This window comes from Bordetella flabilis (assembly GCF_001676725.1).
GTDB lineage: Bacteria > Pseudomonadota > Gammaproteobacteria > Burkholderiales > Burkholderiaceae_B > Bordetella_C > Bordetella_C flabilis.
Map to the genome: position 1 here is coordinate 472,693 of NZ_CP016172.1, position 15,651 is coordinate 488,343.

General features: G+C 66.0%; 17 protein-coding genes and 1 tRNA gene. 6 read left to right on the top strand and 12 right to left on the bottom strand.

The window, feature by feature from the left end; genetic code table 11:
• Nucleotides 1–20: 20 nt before the first annotated feature.
• From dgoD to BAU07_RS27455, 4 genes are read right to left on the bottom strand one after another with little or no spacing between them, the layout of a single operon-like run.
• Nucleotides 21–1,169 (bottom strand): galactonate dehydratase, encoded by a 1,149-nt coding sequence (dgoD, locus tag BAU07_RS02115; protein WP_066653443.1) that lies wholly within the window; start codon nt 1,167–1,169, stop codon nt 21–23.
• On the bottom strand, nt 1,166–1,825 hold the full coding sequence (locus BAU07_RS02120; RefSeq protein WP_066653445.1) for a 2-dehydro-3-deoxy-6-phosphogalactonate aldolase: 660 nt from the start codon (nt 1,823–1,825) through the stop codon (nt 1,166–1,168). The genes dgoD and BAU07_RS02120 overlap by 4 nt, the downstream gene beginning before the upstream one ends.
• Nucleotides 1,826–1,853: 28 nt before the next feature.
• Nucleotides 1,854–2,837, bottom strand: coding sequence for a 2-dehydro-3-deoxygalactonokinase (locus BAU07_RS02125; protein WP_066653448.1), 984 nt, complete (start codon nt 2,835–2,837; stop codon nt 1,854–1,856).
• Between the two features lie 35 nt (nt 2,838–2,872).
• Nucleotides 2,873–3,142, bottom strand: coding sequence for a hypothetical protein (locus BAU07_RS27455; RefSeq protein ID WP_157121933.1), 270 nt, complete (start codon nt 3,140–3,142; stop codon nt 2,873–2,875).
• Here BAU07_RS27455 and BAU07_RS02135 point away from each other — a divergent pair.
• Entirely contained in the window at nt 3,141–3,944 is an 804-nt protein-coding gene (locus BAU07_RS02135) for an IclR family transcriptional regulator (protein WP_066653453.1), read from the top strand. The two genes, BAU07_RS27455 and BAU07_RS02135, sit on opposite strands and share 2 nt — an antisense overlap.
• 21 nt (nt 3,945–3,965) lie before the next feature.
• Here BAU07_RS02135 and ampD read toward each other — a convergent pair whose 3' ends face one another.
• Genes ampD through BAU07_RS02150 form a run of 3 tightly spaced genes read right to left on the bottom strand, consistent with a single transcriptional unit; the run spans nt 3,966 to nt 5,669 of the window.
• Nucleotides 3,966–4,544, bottom strand: a complete 579-nt coding sequence (gene ampD / locus BAU07_RS02140; RefSeq protein ID WP_066653456.1) for a 1,6-anhydro-N-acetylmuramyl-L-alanine amidase AmpD — start codon at nt 4,542–4,544, stop codon at nt 3,966–3,968.
• Between the two features lie 14 nt (nt 4,545–4,558).
• Nucleotides 4,559–4,825, bottom strand: coding sequence for a PP0621 family protein (locus BAU07_RS02145; protein WP_066653459.1), 267 nt, complete (start codon nt 4,823–4,825; stop codon nt 4,559–4,561).
• A gap of 1 nt (nt 4,826) precedes the next feature.
• The gene (locus BAU07_RS02150) at nt 4,827–5,669 is read right to left on the bottom strand and encodes a cytochrome C assembly family protein (protein ID WP_066653462.1); all 843 of its coding nucleotides are present in this window, start codon (nt 5,667–5,669) and stop codon (nt 4,827–4,829) included.
• 128 nt (nt 5,670–5,797) lie between these two features.
• Here BAU07_RS02150 and ffh point away from each other — a divergent pair, with 128 nt between their 5' ends.
• Entirely contained in the window at nt 5,798–7,207 is a 1,410-nt protein-coding gene (gene ffh / locus BAU07_RS02155) for a signal recognition particle protein (RefSeq protein ID WP_066653464.1), read from the top strand.
• A gap of 220 nt (nt 7,208–7,427) precedes the next feature.
• Here the strand turns inward: ffh and thiS are convergent, their stop codons facing one another.
• Genes thiS through trmB form a run of 3 tightly spaced genes read right to left on the bottom strand, consistent with a single transcriptional unit; the run spans nt 7,428 to nt 9,373 of the window.
• The gene (gene thiS / locus BAU07_RS02160; RefSeq protein WP_066653468.1) at nt 7,428–7,628 is read right to left on the bottom strand and encodes a sulfur carrier protein ThiS; all 201 of its coding nucleotides are present in this window, start codon (nt 7,626–7,628) and stop codon (nt 7,428–7,430) included.
• 26 nt (nt 7,629–7,654) lie between these two features.
• The gene (pip, locus tag BAU07_RS02165) at nt 7,655–8,605 is read right to left on the bottom strand and encodes a prolyl aminopeptidase (protein WP_066653470.1); all 951 of its coding nucleotides are present in this window, start codon (nt 8,603–8,605) and stop codon (nt 7,655–7,657) included.
• Nucleotides 8,606–9,373 (bottom strand): tRNA (guanosine(46)-N7)-methyltransferase TrmB, encoded by a 768-nt coding sequence (gene trmB / locus BAU07_RS02170; protein WP_084025128.1) that lies wholly within the window; start codon nt 9,371–9,373, stop codon nt 8,606–8,608. It lies immediately after the preceding gene.
• 133 nt (nt 9,374–9,506) lie between these two features.
• Between trmB and BAU07_RS02175 the strand changes: the two genes are divergently transcribed.
• Nucleotides 9,507–9,580: transfer RNA gene (locus tag BAU07_RS02175), tRNA-Gly, on the top strand.
• Nucleotides 9,581–9,847: 267 nt separating this feature from the next.
• Here the strand turns inward: BAU07_RS02175 and BAU07_RS02180 are convergent.
• Nucleotides 9,848–10,720 carry a LysR family transcriptional regulator gene (locus BAU07_RS02180; protein WP_066653478.1) on the bottom strand — a complete coding sequence of 291 codons (873 nt, stop codon included), beginning with the start codon at nt 10,718–10,720 and terminating at the stop codon, nt 9,848–9,850.
• Between the two features lie 123 nt (nt 10,721–10,843).
• Here BAU07_RS02180 and BAU07_RS02185 point away from each other — a divergent pair, with 123 nt between their 5' ends.
• Together BAU07_RS02185 and BAU07_RS02190 are read left to right on the top strand one after the other, a co-directional pair.
• Nucleotides 10,844–11,440: an NAD(P)H-dependent oxidoreductase gene (locus tag BAU07_RS02185; protein ID WP_066653480.1), complete on the top strand. Its 597-nt coding sequence runs from the start codon at nt 10,844–10,846 to the stop codon at nt 11,438–11,440.
• Entirely contained in the window at nt 11,437–12,618 is a 1,182-nt protein-coding gene (locus BAU07_RS02190) for an MFS transporter (protein ID WP_066653483.1), read from the top strand. Before BAU07_RS02185 ends, BAU07_RS02190 begins: the two co-directional genes overlap by 4 nt.
• Nucleotides 12,619–13,463: 845 nt before the next feature.
• Here the strand turns inward: BAU07_RS02190 and BAU07_RS02200 are convergent.
• Nucleotides 13,464–14,444 (bottom strand): Bug family tripartite tricarboxylate transporter substrate binding protein, encoded by a 981-nt coding sequence (locus BAU07_RS02200; RefSeq protein ID WP_066653486.1) that lies wholly within the window; start codon nt 14,442–14,444, stop codon nt 13,464–13,466.
• Between the two features lie 221 nt (nt 14,445–14,665).
• Here BAU07_RS02200 and BAU07_RS02205 point away from each other — a divergent pair, with 221 nt between their 5' ends.
• The gene (locus BAU07_RS02205) at nt 14,666–15,562 is read left to right on the top strand and encodes a LysR family transcriptional regulator (protein WP_066653488.1); all 897 of its coding nucleotides are present in this window, start codon (nt 14,666–14,668) and stop codon (nt 15,560–15,562) included.
• Nucleotides 15,563–15,651: the final 89 nt, after the last annotated feature.

The following is a 15,651-nucleotide window of genomic DNA, read 5'->3' on the forward strand; positions in this document are numbered from 1 at the left end:
TCCCCGGCGATGTCAGGCCCTTACCACTCGGCGAAACTGCCGTCCTTGTGGCGCCAGATCGGGTTGCGCCAGCGGTGGCCGACGGCCGCGCGTTCCTTCACGTAGTCCTCGTTGACCTCGATGCCCAGGCCCGGGCCTTGTGGAATGGCGACCATCCCGTCCTGGTACGCGAAGACTTCGCGGTTGCTGACATAGTCCAGCAGATCGTTGGCGGCGTTGTAGTGGATGCCCAGGCTCTGTTCCTGGATGAAGGCGTTGTAGCAGCCGGCATCGATCTGCAGGCAGGTCGCCAGCGCGATGGGGCCCAAAGGGCAGTGCAGGGCCAGGGCCACGTCGTACGCCTCCGCCATGGCGGCGATCTTGCGGGTTTCGGTGATGCCGCCGGCGTGCGAGGGATCGGGCTGGATGATGTCCACGTAGCCCTCGGACAGGATGCGCTTGAAGTCCCAGCGCGAGTACAGCCGTTCGCCCAGGGCAATGGGCGTGGACGACAGCAGCGCCAGTTCCTTCAAGGCTTCGTGGTTCTCGCTCAATACGGGCTCTTCGATGAACATCAGCTTGTAGGGTTCGAGCTCCTTGATAAGGATCTTGGCCATGGGCTTGTGCACGCGCCCGTGGAAGTCGACGCCGATGCCGACGTCCGGGCCGACGGCGTCACGTACCGCGGCGACGTTTTCCAGGCACTTGCGCACCTTGTCGTGCGAGTCGATGAACTGCAGTTCTTCCGTGCCGTTCATCTTGACGGCGGTAAAGCCGCGTTCGACGGCCGCTTTGGCCGCCGCCGCCGTATCGGCCGGCCGGTCGCCGCCGATCCAGGAATAGACGCGGATGCGGTCGCGCACATTGCCGCCCAGCAGTTGCGATACCGGCACGCCGAGCGCGCGGCCCTTGATGTCCCACAAGGCCTGGTCGATGCCCGCCAGCGCGCTCATGTGAATGGCGCCGCCGCGATAGAAGCCGCCGCGATACAGCACGGTCCAGTGGTCTTCGATATTGCGCGGGTCCTTGCCGATCAGGTAGTCCGCCAGTTCCTCCACGGCGGCCGCCACGCTGTGGGCGCGGCCCTCGACGACGGGTTCGCCCCAACCGGAGACACCCTCGTCGGTCTCGATCTTCAGGAAGCACCAGCGCGGCGGGACGATGTAGGTGGTGAGTTTGGTGATTTTCATGATTGCGGTTCGGTGGAGGGATAGGCGTCGCGCCAGGCCGCCACGAAGGCCCGCGCACGTTCGGCCACTTCGGCGGCGTCCATGCCGGGCTTGTACAGGGCCGATCCGAGGCCGAAGCCGCTCGCGCCCGCCTGCGCGTATTCAGCGATGCGTTGCGGCGTGATCCCGCCAACGGGAACCAGCGGCACATCGTTGGGAATCACGGCGCGCCATGCCTTGAGCACGGCCGGCCCGAGCTGTTCGGCGGGGAACATCTTCAATACGTCCGCACCGGCTGCAAGCGCGGCGTAGGCTTCGGTAGGCGTGGCTACGCCCGGGGAGGCCGCCAGCCCGGCCGCCTTGGCGGCGCGGATGACCTGGGGATCGCCATGAGGCATGACGACGATTTCGCCGCCTGCCTTGGCGATCTCCGCGCAGGCCGACGGATCCAGCACGGTGCCCGCGCCGATCATGCAGTCGAGCGGAAGCGCCTGCCGCAGATTGCGGATGCTGGTCAGCGGCTCGGGGGAATTCAACGGGACTTCGATGATGCGAAAACCGGCGCCGTACAGGGCCTCGCCGACGGCTTCGGCCTCGTCGGGCCGAATGCCGCGCAGGATGGCGATCAGGCCGCATCCGGCCATCGCGGTGCGCAGTGGAGAAGAAACGGAAGGCATACGGATATCCTCGTGCGTCAGGGTTGCGTCACACCAGGCCGGCCGATACGGCCAGGCGCCACAGGCCGCGTTCCGCCGCCTGCGCGGCCAGTCCGGGCGTGGCCAGTCCGAAGCGCGGCAGGGCCCGCGCGTAGCGGCGGCACAAGGCTTCGTCGCCGCACAGGACAATGCGCGATGGCATGCCGCGCGCGTCCAGCAGGGCGCGCAGCGCGCAGACTTCATGCCCGATCAACAGGCCGGACAGGTAATCGGGCTGCGCCGTGGGCGCGAGTTGCCCGGTAAGGCCCAGCGCGCGGGTGCTGAAGATGGTGGACAGTACGCCGCCTCGACCCTGCTCGGAGCCGGCGACACCCAAGCCCTGCTCGAAGGCGGCGTCATCGGCGGACGCGGCATCGGCCATGGTGCGGCCCAGGATGGTGTGGGCGCGCAGGGCGGCATAGACCTCGCCCGTCATGAAGGTATCGAACTCGACAATGCGGCCGTCGCGCACTCGTACCCATTTGCAATGGGTGCCAGGCAGGCCGACCAGCAAGTCTTCGGCGGCATCCGCCTGGCTGTCCACGGCGCCGACCACCTGAGTCTCCTCGCCGCGTATGACATTGGGCAGTCCCTGCCGCTGCAGCAGTCCCGGGATGATGCGCAGGATGGCGCCGCGCCGCGTGTCCACGGGGGTCAGCCGCGCACCGATCGCGCGCAGGTCCACCGGGATATCAAGGTACGCGGCCTCCGCCCAGCCTTGGGCGCTGCCGACCATGCCGCACGCGATGACGGGAAGGCCCGGCGTGGCGCGCAGCCAGTCGCCGCAGGCTTGCTCGAACGCCAGCTCGAAACCGGAGGCTGCCGCAGGCGGCGCGGCGCCGTCGCCCGGCGGCGTCGGCAGGCGCATGATGCCCCAGGGCAAATGGCGCGTATCAAGGATCTCGCCGCCGGCGGCCATGCGGTAGGCGCGCAGCGAAGATGTGCCCCAATCCAGGGCGATGAGGGCCGCTGGGTGCGGCGTCGCGGCAGTCATAGAGCCTGTCCTCGTGGTGTCTCCTGCGTCGGATTCTAGCCCTCGATGCCGATTTGCTCAAAATGTAGAATCAAATCCCATATATAGGGATAAAATGCGCGACAGAACATCGGATGGCCGAACGCGGCGCGCGCGGGCGCGGCCGGGACTCCGCCGTAACGCAGGGTGCAGAACAACGATATGGCTCGACGACACACCAACAGCGCTCCCGGCACGCCTGTGGTGGCCAGCGCCTCGGTCACGAGGAGCACTGCTGCCACAGCAGACGCGCCCGCCACAACGGACACGGCTACCACGACAGACATGACGGCCGCCCCCGCCCCGACGGCCTCCGGCACACAGACGCTGGCGCGCGGGCTCGCGGTCATCCATTCCGTCGCGGCGGGGACGCGCGATCTGCGCGATATCTGCGCGCGCATCGGCGTGGCGCGCAGCACCACGCACCGCCTGGCCAGTTGCCTGGTCCAGGAGCGCTATCTACGCGTGTTGCCGGGGTACGGCTATACGCTGGGGCCGCGGCTGATCGAACTTGGCTTCCAGGCACGCGAGGATATTCCCCTGGCGACGCTCGCGCGTCCCCATCTGGAGGAACTGGCCCGCGCCAGTGGCGACACCATCCACCTGGCCGTGCGCGACGGCGCCGATGCCCTCTATCTGGAAAAAATCCCCGGCAAGAAGGGCCTGGAAATGCGCTCGCGCGTGGGCCACCGCATGCCGCTGGCGGTCACCGGTGTCGGCAAGGCGCTGCTGCTGGATGGCGATGAACTGGAATGGCTGGCCATGCTGCACGCCGGCGCGCCGGTCTCGCCGCGGGCAGCGGGCAACACACTGCCCGAAGAACGCTTCCTGGACCGCATGCGCGACTATGCGCGCGCGGGCTACGCCTTCGATCTCGAGGACAACGAACCGTCCATTCGTTGCGTCGCCGCGCCGGTACGGGATGCTTCCCGAACGATCGTCGCGGCGGTCAGCGTTTCCAGTACGGTCCCATACATGCCCATGGAAAGGATGCGCGACATGGTCCCCATCGTCCAGGAAGTTGCCGCCGCGATATCGGGCGAACTGGGCTGGCGGCCCGCGACGGCGCAACGCCGCCCGGCACGCTGAGCTTGGAAGGGCGAGACTGGCTTATTGCGGGGGCAAGGCGCGCCGCAAAAACCCGCAAAGATGCCCGAAGCGCATCCATTCGAACGCCGGCCCCGGATCTGTCTTGCGCCCCGGGGCGATATGCGAATGGCCGCGGACCGCGCGCAGGGGGTAGCGGGCCATCAACGCGGGGGTAAGCCGCGCCAGGGCCGCATACTGGGCGTCGGTATAAGGCAGGTCGTCCGTGCCTTCCAGCTCGATGCCCAGCGAAAAGTCGTTGCAACGCTCACGGCCACCGAAGCGGGATACGCCGGCATGCCAGGCGCGGTGGTCCGTACCGACGAACTGGACGATGGCCCCATCGCGCCGCACGAAGAAGTGCGCGGACACCCGCAGCCCGCGCAGCCGTGCCAGCCAGGGATGGGCGTCGTAGTCCAGCTGGTTCTGGAACAGCCCTTGGACGTGGGGGCCGCCGAACTGGCCGGGCGGCAGGCTGATGTTGTGCAGGACCAGCAGCGAGACCTCCGCCTGCGTCGGCCGGGCGTCGAAATTGGGCGAGGGCGCCTGTGTCACGCCGCGAGCGGGTTTCAACCATCCATGCCGATCGAGTTGCAGAGCCATCCGCTATCCTGTCCTCATTGATTACGTTCGCCGAGCCGCGCGTGTTCGTGGCTGCACCATGTGCGCCCGTCGATCAGCGTGGCTTCCGACCGGGGCAGGTGGATGCCGCAGTGCGCGCAGCGGACCATCTGTTCGGCGGGCACCGCGCGGGTCCGCTGCGAACGACCGGTGCGGCGCGTCGCGCCGCCTCCCTGTTGCGCGCGGGTGGCGGCACGGGCAGCGATACGTGCGATGGTCAACACCACCAGCACGAGGATGAACCAGAAAAGCAGCTTGCCCACCTTAGCCTCGATGCAACAGAACTTCCAGCACGAACCGGCTGCCGGTATAGGACAGCAGCAGCAGTGCGAATCCCGACAATGTCCAACGCAAGGCCACGCGGCCGCGCCAGCCTTTTCGGTACCGTCCCACCAGCAGCACGCCAAAGGTCAGCCACGAGAGCAGTGTAAACACCGTCTTATGATCGAACGGCAGCAGCCGCTGCGTCAGCATATACGAGGCGACCGAGCCCGTGCACACCGTCAGCGTCAGCACCACGAAGCCCACCGAAATGACGCGGAACAGCAGCCGCTCCTGCATCAGCAGCGCCGGCTGCACGTCCAGTACCTTGCCCATCAGGTTGGTGCCGTTCTCCAGCCCCGGCGGGCGATGCAGGTGCCGGTCGAGCAGCGCCATCAGCATGGCCTGGACGGCTGCCACCGTCATCAATCCGTAGGCGATCAGGGCGATGACCAAGTGCCCGCGCAACCATGCATTGTTGGCGTGCGGTACGACCTGTCCCTGGGGAAAGGCGCCCGCCAGCACGCAGACAAAAGCGGCCGCCGGCAGCAGCAACAGCAGCAGTCCATCGATGCGGACGAACAGGCTTTCCAGCCAGAAGATCACCATGCCCAGCCAGATCGCCGCGGACAGCGCCAGGGCCCAGCCGATGAACAGGTAGTCCTGGCCGAGGATGGACTGGTACAGGGCGATGCCCTGCAAAAGCAGCGCGCCCAGCAGGCAGGTGCGCGCCACCCGGCCCGCGTGCTCGATGCCGTCCGCGCCCGCCAGCCGCCGCCACAGGGACGCGCCCAGCACCGCGTACGCCAGTGCGGCGACCGCGTGAAATACAATGCCTGGTGACATAGAAACCGTTGTTGTTCTGGATAGGGTCCGGGCACCGGTCGTTCACCGGCCGCCGCATGCGGGCGCCGACGCAACCGGCGCCATGCCGGCCCCCTGTCAGCCGACTAGTTTAAGCGGAAACGCATCTCATGCTCGATAACCTTACCCAACGCCTGTCGCGCGTCGTCAAGACGCTGCGCGGCGAAGCACGCCTGACCGAAGCCAACACCCAGGAGATGCTGCGCGAAGTGCGCATGGCGCTGCTGGAAGCCGACGTGGCGCTGCCCGTGGTGCGCGACTTCGTGGCCCGCGTCCGCGAAAAAGCCCTGGGCGAAGAAGTCGCCAGCAGCCTGAGCCCCGGCCAGGCGCTGGTCGGTATCGTCCACAAGGAACTGACCGCCTTGATGGGGGGCGACCTGGGCCCCGAAGCCGGCGAATTATCGCTGGCGGTGCAGCCACCGGCCGTCATCCTGATGGCGGGCCTGCAGGGCGCAGGCAAAACCACCACCACCGGCAAGCTGGCGCGCTGGCTGGCCGAGGGCAATCATGTCCAGGGCGGCCGCAAGACCGGCAAGAAGAAGGTCGCCGTGGTCAGCGCCGACGTGTATCGCCCGGCGGCCATCGAGCAATTGAAGACCGTCGCGGCCCAGGTGGGCGTGGACTTCGTGCCGTCCGACGCGGGCCAGAAGCCGGAAGACATCGCGCGCGCGGCGGTCGACCATGCGCGGCGCTTCCACTACGACGTACTGATCGTCGACACGGCCGGACGGCTGGGGGTGGACGAAGCGATGATGCGCGAGATCCGCTCGCTCCACGATCTCGTCAAGCCGGTGGAAACGCTCTTCGTGGTGGACGCCATGCAAGGGCAGGACGCCGTCAATACCGCACGCGCGTTCGCCGATGCCTTGCCGCTGACCGGCGTCGTGCTTACCAAGCTGGATGGCGACGCGCGGGGCGGCGCGGCCCTGTCGGTACGGCACGTCACCGGCAAGCCGCTGAAATTCGTCGGCGTTTCGGAAAAACTCGATGGCCTGGAAGCCTTCTATCCGGACCGCATGGCGCAACGCGTCCTGGGCATGGGCGACATCGTGTCGCTGGTCGAGCAGGCGCAGAAGAACATCGATATCGCCGAAGCGCAGAAGCTGGCGACCAAGCTGAAGTCCGGCAGCAAATTCGACCTGAACGATTTTCGCGAGCAACTGGCCCAGGTCAAGAAAATGGGCGACATGGGTTCGCTGCTGGAGAAACTGCCCGCCCAGTTCCAGCAGGCCGCCGGGCAGTTGCAGGGCGGGCAGGCCGACAAGCAACTGCGCCGTACCGAAGGCATCCTGAACTCCATGACGCCCGGCGAACGTGCCAAGCCGGAGCTGATCAAGGCGTCGCGCAAGCGGCGCATTGCCGCCGGCGCCGGCGTGCCCGTGCAGGAAGTGAACCGCCTGCTGGCCCAGTTCGAGCAGATGCAGGGCATGATGAAGCAGATGAAGAAGGGCGGCATGGCCAAGATGATGCGGGCCATGGGCGGCATCAAGGGCCTGGGCCGCTTCGGCGGCATGCGCTAGCGCCGCGCAAAAAAAAACGGCCAGGGGTGCGCCCTGGCCGATGTGACCGGAGCGGGCGGGGAACTATCCGCGCCGGTAAGCCGGTCGAACACGCTACGAGTCCGATGGCATGGGTCGATTATGCGGATGCTTGGGCAGAACGGGCGTCAATCACATGTAACAGGTTGCGAGGGTTGACCGGGGCCGGCCCGGTGCATCAGCCCCCTTTTTTGACGCCTGGTCAGCCCCCGCCTACGGCGACGACGATTTCCAGCTTGTCGTTTTGTTTCAATATTGCGTCAGCGTGCTGACTTTTCGGAACAATTTCGCCGTTCTTTTCGACCGCGACCCGTTTGCCGACGTAACCGAGCGCTTCCAGCAGTCCCAGCACGGTGGTTCCCGGACCGATCTGGCGCGCTTCCCCGTTCAACAGAATATCCATGGTTGTCGTGCTTCCGTACGTATGGCCTATGGCCGCCCCGTTGCGGCATAGCGGTTGGTGGCTTCCAGCAGGCGCGTAAGAATGCCGGGCTCGTCGAAGGCATGGCCCGCGTCTGGTACGACATGGAGCTGGGCTTCCGGCCAAGCCCTGTGCAGATCCCATGCCGTCCGCATCGGGGTGCACACGTCGTAGCGGCCCTGCACGATCACGCCGGGAATGTCACGCAGCTTGTGCGCGTCGCGGATGAGCTGCCCCTCCGTCATGAAGCCCTCGTTGACGAAGTAGTGGTTCTCGATGCGGGCGAAGGCCAAGGCCGCCAGGTCGGCGGCATGGCTTTGCTGGTGTCGGGTGCTGGGCAGCATGGTTATGGTGCTGTCCTCCCAACGGCTCCACGCCTTGGCGGCGCGCAGTCGCGCCGCGGCGTCGGTGCCCGTCAGCCGCCGGTGGTAGGCGGCGACCATGTCGCCGCGCTCTTCGGCCGGGATGGGCGCCAGGAAGTCCTCCCACAAATCGGGGAAGAGTTCCGATGCGCCGTGCTGGTAATACCACTGCACCTCCGACCGCCGCACCGTGAAAATGCCCCGCAGGACCAGGGCCGCCGTGCGGCCGGGATGCGCCTGCGCGTAGGCCAGGGCCAGGGTAGAGCCCCAAGAGCCGCCAAACACCAGCCAACGCTCGGCCCCGGCGACGTCGACGCGCAAGCGTTCCATGTCCTCCACCAGGTGCCAGGTCGTGTTGTTCTCCAGGCTCGCGTGCGGGCGCGAACGGCCGCAACCGCGCTGGTCGAACAGCAACACGTTGTACTGATCCGGGTCGAAGAGTTGCCGATGCACCGGCGCGCAGCCGCTACCCGGGCCGCCGTGCAGGAACACCGCCGGCTTGCCCGCGGGATTGCCGCACAGCTCCCAATACACCTGGTGACCGTCGCCGGTGTCCAGCATGCCGTGACGGTAGGGCTCGATCGCAGGAAATAGCATTCAGCCGACTCGCTTGAACATAAGGTCCCAAACGCCATGGCCCAGGCGCAGGCCGCGGGCTTCGAACTTGGTCTGGGGACGGAATTCCGGGCGCGGCGCATAGCCGTCCGCCGCGTTGCGCAACAGCGGGTCGTTGCCCAGCACTTCCAGCATCTGCTGCGCGTACTGCTCCCAGTCCGTGGCGCAGTGCACATACCCGCCCGGCTTTACGCGGCTGGCCAGCAGGGCGACGAAGGGCGGCTGGATCAGCCGCCGCTTGTGGTGCCGCTTCTTGGGCCAGGGGTCGGGGAAGTAGACGTGCACGCCGTCCAGCGTGTCCGGCGCGATCATGTCGCGGACCACTTCCACCGCGTCGTGCTGGATGATGCGCACATTCTGCAACTGCGACGCCTCGATGCGCTTGAGCATGGACCCCACGCCGGCGTTGAAAACCTCCACGCCCAGGAAATTGTCATCCGGGCGGCTCATGGCGATTTTCTCGGTGGTCTCGCCCATGCCGAAACCGATCTCCAGGATCGTCGGCGCCTGCCGGCCGAAGGCCGCGGCCAAGTCGAGCTTGTGCGGTTCGTACGGAATGGACCACAGGTCCAGCAGCCGTTCCAGCGCATCGCGCTGGCCTTGGGTGATGTGGCCACGGCGATGCACGAAACTGCGGATATGCGCGGCGCCCGGGCTGTTCAGGGCCTGCGAGGAAGAGGGCAACGCGGCCTCGGTGGCCGAAGAAAGCGGCGCCGAAGCGGCCGTATCGCCCTTCGAGGTAGAGGTCATAGTCATAGCCCGCCATTGTAGTGGGGCGGCAGTGCGGCGGGGACAGGCGGTGCTGGAACGGCGTCCGCCCGCGTCGCCACGGTCGCGCTATAATCCCTTCCCCTGCCGCGTGGTGTCGAGCGGTACGGCCAATGCGGGTGTAGTTCAATGGTAGAACGGCGGCTTCCCAAGCCTCAAGCGTGGGTTCGATTCCCATCACCCGCTCCAATTCTCGCGACACGGCCCATTCCTGCCGAGTGAGCGCCATTCCCGGAACTCTGCCGGAAAATTCAGGATCTCCAGTCTGTGCCCGGGCAGAGCTTAAGTTTCTCGGCTTGCGTGGTTGCCTGAACTCGCAGATTCCACGAGTTCGTGTTCGCGGGCAAGAACAAGGGCGCGCTTACGGTTCCAGGAGCCCAGCAGTCGCCCTACGGATAGTTCCCAGCTAAGTGCCGGAGGCATAGATGCATCGGGATGGGGGCGCTGCCCGTGGTTCTACGCCGCAGCCGGCCCCTTCAGCGCGCTGCCCAGCACATTACTCAGAAACTCAATGACCACGGCTATGCGCGGTACCTGGCGCAGATCGCCATGTACGGTCAGCCAGACATCACGTGTCAGGCTCGGCCCGTCGCTGTCCACGCGGACCAGGCGCTGATCCCGGTCGCCTGCGAAAAAAGGCAGGCCGACGATGCCCGCACCGGCCGCGGCCGCTGCCTGCTGGATATCGAGGTGATTGCTCGACAGTACGATGGGCCTGCCATTGGCATGCGCCTTCAGCCACGTCTGCTGCGGCGACTCTTCCATACTCTCGTCGTAGGCCAGGAAGGTCCAGGCGCTTGGCGCGCACTCGCTCAGGTAATCAGGCGCTGCATACAGGCGAAAGGGAATACTTCCCAGTTTTCGTATTACCAGTGCGGCTCCCGTGGGGCGGCTGAGGCGGAGCGCCACGTCCGCCTCCCCCTGATGCAACGAGGCGGTACGTGTCTCGCCGATGATGCGCAGCCGCAACGCGGGATGCTGCCGGCGCAGCTCGCCCAGTCGGGGCGCGATCAGGTTCAGGGTGAGGACAGGCGGAGAACTGATCATGACCTCGCCGTGGATGCCAAGTTGCCCGGACTCCGCCGTACGCGCCACCGCGAAGGCCTGTTCTTCCATGCGTTCGCCAAGGTGGGCGATGGCATCCCCATGCGGCGTCGGGACGTAAGAGCGGGACCGGCGATCGACCAGCTTCAGCTTCAGGTCGTTTTCCAGCGAGGCGATGCGCCGCGCGATCGTCGCGTGTTCCACCTGCAGCTCGCGCGCCGCCCCCGACAGCGATCTATGCCGCATGAATACGCAGAAGACATGCAGGTCTTCCCAGTCGAACATGGGATTTTTTTCACATGGCACGTGAGGTGTTGGGGAATTTACCACGGTGCCCGCGGGGCGGATTATGGCTCCACGGCCCAGCCAATCGCGACGGCCTTTCGCCCATAGACTAGTGAGGACGTCATGAAAACCCTGGTAATCGCCTCCCACCCCAAACTTGGGGAATCCCGCATCCACCGCGCGTGGTTGGCCACGCTGCGCGGCCGGTGCGACGCCAACCTGACGGTCAACGACCTGTATGGCCGCTATCCCGACGAAAGAATCGACATACGCCGCGAACAGGCCCTTCTCGGCGAGAACGACCGCGTTGTCTTCGAATTCCCCATCTACTGGTACAGCTCCCCACCCCTGCTAAAGAAATGGTTCGACGAAGTGCTGGAGTATGGATGGGCATATGGCCAGGGCGGCCACGCACTGGAGGGCAAGGAATTCGGCATCGCGATCTCGACATTCACGCCGGAAACCGGATATCGGCACGATGGCTCCGTCGGGCACACTATTGAAGAGCTGACCTGGCCGTTCGAAGCGACGGTCCGCCGCGTGGGTGGCATCTTTTTGCCGCCGTTCGTCTTGAACGGCGTCGCGCACGTCAGCGACGGCGAATTGGATGCCAGCGCCGCGGCATATCTGCGCTACCTCGGCGCACCGCGCGGCGGCAAGTCATCCGGTGGGCAGGGGGGCACGCCCAAGGCGATCCGGTCTCTCGCAGGCGTCGAATGATGACAAGCCCAACCGAATCACAGCGGCCCATGTGGGGCGCCACCTGGATGGTTGCGGCGGTGTTCATGCTGTCGAATTCGCCCACTCCGCTCTACGAACATTGGCGGCATCAGATGGGATTCTCCGCCGGCACGTTGACCGTGATCTTTGCGGTATACATCGCGGGTTTGCTCGGGACCCTGCTTGTCGCTGGCCAATTGTCCGATCGTTATGGGCGCAAGCCGGTACTGCTGCCCGGACTGCTGGCCGCGCTGGCCGCGTGTGTGCTATTTGCCAGCGCCAGCTCGGTACTGGCCCTCGCTATCGCCCGCTTGCTGACCGGTATCTCGGTGGGCGTGATCGTTACGGCAGGCATGGCCGCCGTGGGAGACCTTGGCGGAAGCGGGCGCAAACGGCTGGCCGCGTTGCTGGCTTCCGTCGCCATGGTGTTCGGGGCAGGTTGTGGGCCCTTGATCGCCGGTGGCCTGGCCCAAGCCATGGCGCAACCCGTCGTGGCGGTATTTGGCGTCGAGCTGCTTGTATTGGCCAGCGCGCTGGTGGTCGCCTGCCTCTTGCCGTTGCGCCGTCCCGCACCGGACGGGCGTGAGCCGTTGCGGATACGGCTGCCTTCCGTCCCGGCCGTGAACCGGCGTCACCTGGCTTTGGGTATCAGTATTTTCGGGCCCGGCATCACGGCTACGTCCTTCGTGCTGGCATTGGGTCCGTCTCTGCTCTCGCGCTTGCTCGATATACACAGCCCGCTGATTGCCGGCGGCATGGCCTGCGCCATGTTCCTCACCGCGACCGGCGTGCAGTTCTCCGTGCGGCGGCTGTCCGTGCGATCGATTCTGCTGGGCGGTGCAGCGGCGACAGTGCTGGCCATGTTCAGCCTCGGCATCGCCATCAATGCGGCGGTGGCGCCGGCACTCGTCATTGCAGCGCTTTTGGCCGGCGCTGGCCAGGGCCTGGGACAGTTGGGCGGCCTGACGCTGATCGGGCTGAACGTCGACGGCGCGCGCCGGGCTGAAGCCAACGCCGTGCTGAATATCGGCGGCTATATCCCCGCCGGGGTATTGCCCGTCGGAACGGGCTATTTGATCGATTCTTTCGGGATGCCTGTCGCCGCGACGCTTTTCGCCGGGGTGCTGATGGCCGCCGCGATCCTGGGTGGGATGTTCGTGCTGCGCTCGACCGCTTGAGTGCCGATGTACCGATTCCCCACGGCGCTACGAAGGGGCGTTGAGGCGTAGTGATGAGCACGCAAGGCACTTGCTGCCCGTTGGGCGGCGCTAGGCCTTCGGTCTGCCCGGGCAGTCCCGCCGCAGGAAAGTCCGGCCACCGTTCCGCCACCGCGTGCCGCGCCACGCGGGCAGGACTGACAAATAGAACAAAATCTCTTCACGCTTGGACTCTTCTCTCCTGTTGCCATCGCCTCTTCACCAAGTCCATAATCAAGCCCATTCCGGCCGCGGCCGGGGTCAACACTTCACGAATCAGCAGGTTACGCCCCGGGTCCGGTCTCCACTGCCCGCTCCAGGGCTACCCTGCCAAGCCATCCCTTGGCGGCCTTCAAGAAAATGCCCTATCGCACCCCTGCAGGCACGGAGATGTCCATGCGAATGCTGAGTCTCCGCGCTGCAGCCGCTTGTCTTATCGCGCTTGTTTCCGCGTGCTCCTCGACCAAACCCACCGCCTCGGGCGGGACCTTGACCGTACCCGGTGCGTCGAGTCGGGGTTCCGCCTCGGCCGGCGTTGCGGACCAGTGCAAGTCCAACCGCAAGAAGTGCCTGTATGAAGGCTCATACGAGTCGGGGGAGCGCGACTATGCCGAACAGGAAGCGAAGCGTCTGAACCTGGCGGAATTGGAACGGCTCCGACGCGTTTTCGGCAACTGACCGGAGTTTCGTGTCGCCCGGAGACGGAGGCGGCTGACGCCACGGGCCGCGCCCTTGCGCCGCCACGGTGCACCCGCTAAGCACCCATCCGCGAGCTGGACGGCGTGGCATCCATAAGCCCGTGCTTCGCCGCGCCTGCCTTCCCTGCGTCACTCGCCCTTGATACCGGCCTTGCGTATCACGTCGCCCCACTTGGCCATTTCGCTGTCGATGAACTTCCCGAATGCCGCGGCGCTTTCGGGGCGGGCCTCCATGCCCTGTGCCAGCAACTTCTGCTTCATGTCGGCATCGTTCAACGCGCGGTTGATTTCCTGTTCCAGCCTTTCCACGATGGCCGGCGGCGTACCCGCTGGCGCCATGAAGCCATACCATCCTGATGCGACCACATTGGGCAAGCCTTGTTCGCGCAGGGTGGGCGCCTCCGGATAGATCTCGCTGCGCGTGGCGGACGCGACGCCCAGGACACGCAGCTTGCCGCTCTGGATATGCGGCAGGGCAGCGGTAATGGCTGTCAGCGTGCCATCGAGACGGCCGGCCAGCAAATCCGTGTACGCCATGGCGTCGCCGCGATACTGCACCGTCAGGCCTTTCACATCGGCGTCCCGGAACAGCAGTTCGGCGGCCAGGTGGGGTTGCGACCCATTGCCGGGCGAGCCGAAGGTCAAACCGTTGGTTCGCGACTTGCCGTAGGCAATGAGTTCCTTGACGTTCTTGACCGGCAATTGCGCGTTGACCACGAGAAACAGCGGGACCATGGCCGCCATGGCGATGGGTACGAGATCCTTCTTGGGGTCGTACCCGAGCTTGCCATACAGCGCTTCCAGCGTCGCATAGGGCGCGGCGGCGTACAGGATGGTATAGCCGTCCGGGCGGGCGTGCGCCACGTACTCGTTGCCCAGCCGGGTGCCGGCGCCCGCCTTGTTTTCCACGATGAAGGTTTGCCCGAGCCTGCGCCCCAGGTATTCGCCGAATAGCCGGGCGGAAATATCGTTCGGGCCGCCCGCGCCATACGGCGAGACGATCTTGACAGGGCGCGCGGGCCAGTCGCCTTGCGCGAAAACCCGTGGCGCGAGGCTGGTGCAGAGGCCGGCCGCGGCGGCGCCCAATAGCGTCCGTCGGTTCAGTTTCACGATTGTCTCCTGAGCGCTTTATTCGGAATGAAAGCCGGCACCGGTATCAAGGCGAGACGGTGCGGCGCACGCTTCGAGACAGGATGATAGATGTGCACCGTTATCGGGACAATTTTAGATTTCCGGGGAACCTAGAAGCCTGGGTTATAAATCTCCACGGGACGCGCCCATCCCGGGCGCGAAGGCGCGGCGGGCATATGCCGGCATGCAAAGGAGACGTCATGGCGCTTGAAGTCACGCTGAGGCAGTTGCGAGCATTCGTGACGGTGCTGGAGTGCGGAAGCTTTTCGGAGGCCGCGGACCGTATGCATCTGTCCCAGGCGGCGCTGAGCGGGCTGGTGAAGGAACTGGAAGGACGCCTGGGCGTGCGGCTGCTGGATCGCAATACGCGCAGCGTCGGCGCCTCGGTCGTCGGGTCGGCATTCGAACCGATGGTGCGCAGGGTGCTGGCCAATCTCGATGAGGCGCTGGAGAGCGTGACCAACCTGAAGGAGCTGCGCCGTGGACTGGTTCGCGTGGCCGCCCCGGAACCGCTTTCCTGCACGCTGGTGCCGGAACTGATTGCGCAGTTCGGGCAGCGTCACCCGGGCATCGACGTACGCTTCGACGATGTGCCGATCGAACAGGTGCTCGGGGGCCTGCACAGCGGCAGCGCCGACGTGGGATTCGGGCCGGCCGGCGTGCTGGCGGACGACGCGCTCGAAGCCCATACGATCCGGGTGGATCCCTTGTGGGCGGCCCTGCGTCCCGATGACCCGCTCGCGGACGGCGAGTCGGTAAGCTGGAAGGCGCTGCGCGATCGTCCCCTGATCAATTACATGCCCAACCTGGCGCTGAACGTTCTGAGCAACGTGCCGCCGCGGCATCATCCCAGGCAGGTCGTGCCGGTGCATCGCGTGAATACCGCGCTTTCCTTGCTGCGGGTACGGCCGGGGTATGTGATTTGTCCGTCCATGGCGCGGTCGCTGGTGCAGGGGTTTGGCTTGGTGTTCCTGCCCTTGCTCCAGCCGACCGTTACCTGGCGTATTGCGATTTTCGCGCGCAGCCGCTCGTTCCTGTCGCCTGCGGTGGAAAGCTTCCTGGACTTCGCCGTGGAGGCGGAGAGGGCCGGTCGATAAATAAGATCAGCTTATAGGTTTCACGGAAATCTCGTCTTGCCCGATAAAATGGGCGGGCGTATCTTGGGCGGCCCAGCCTCCGGAGACGC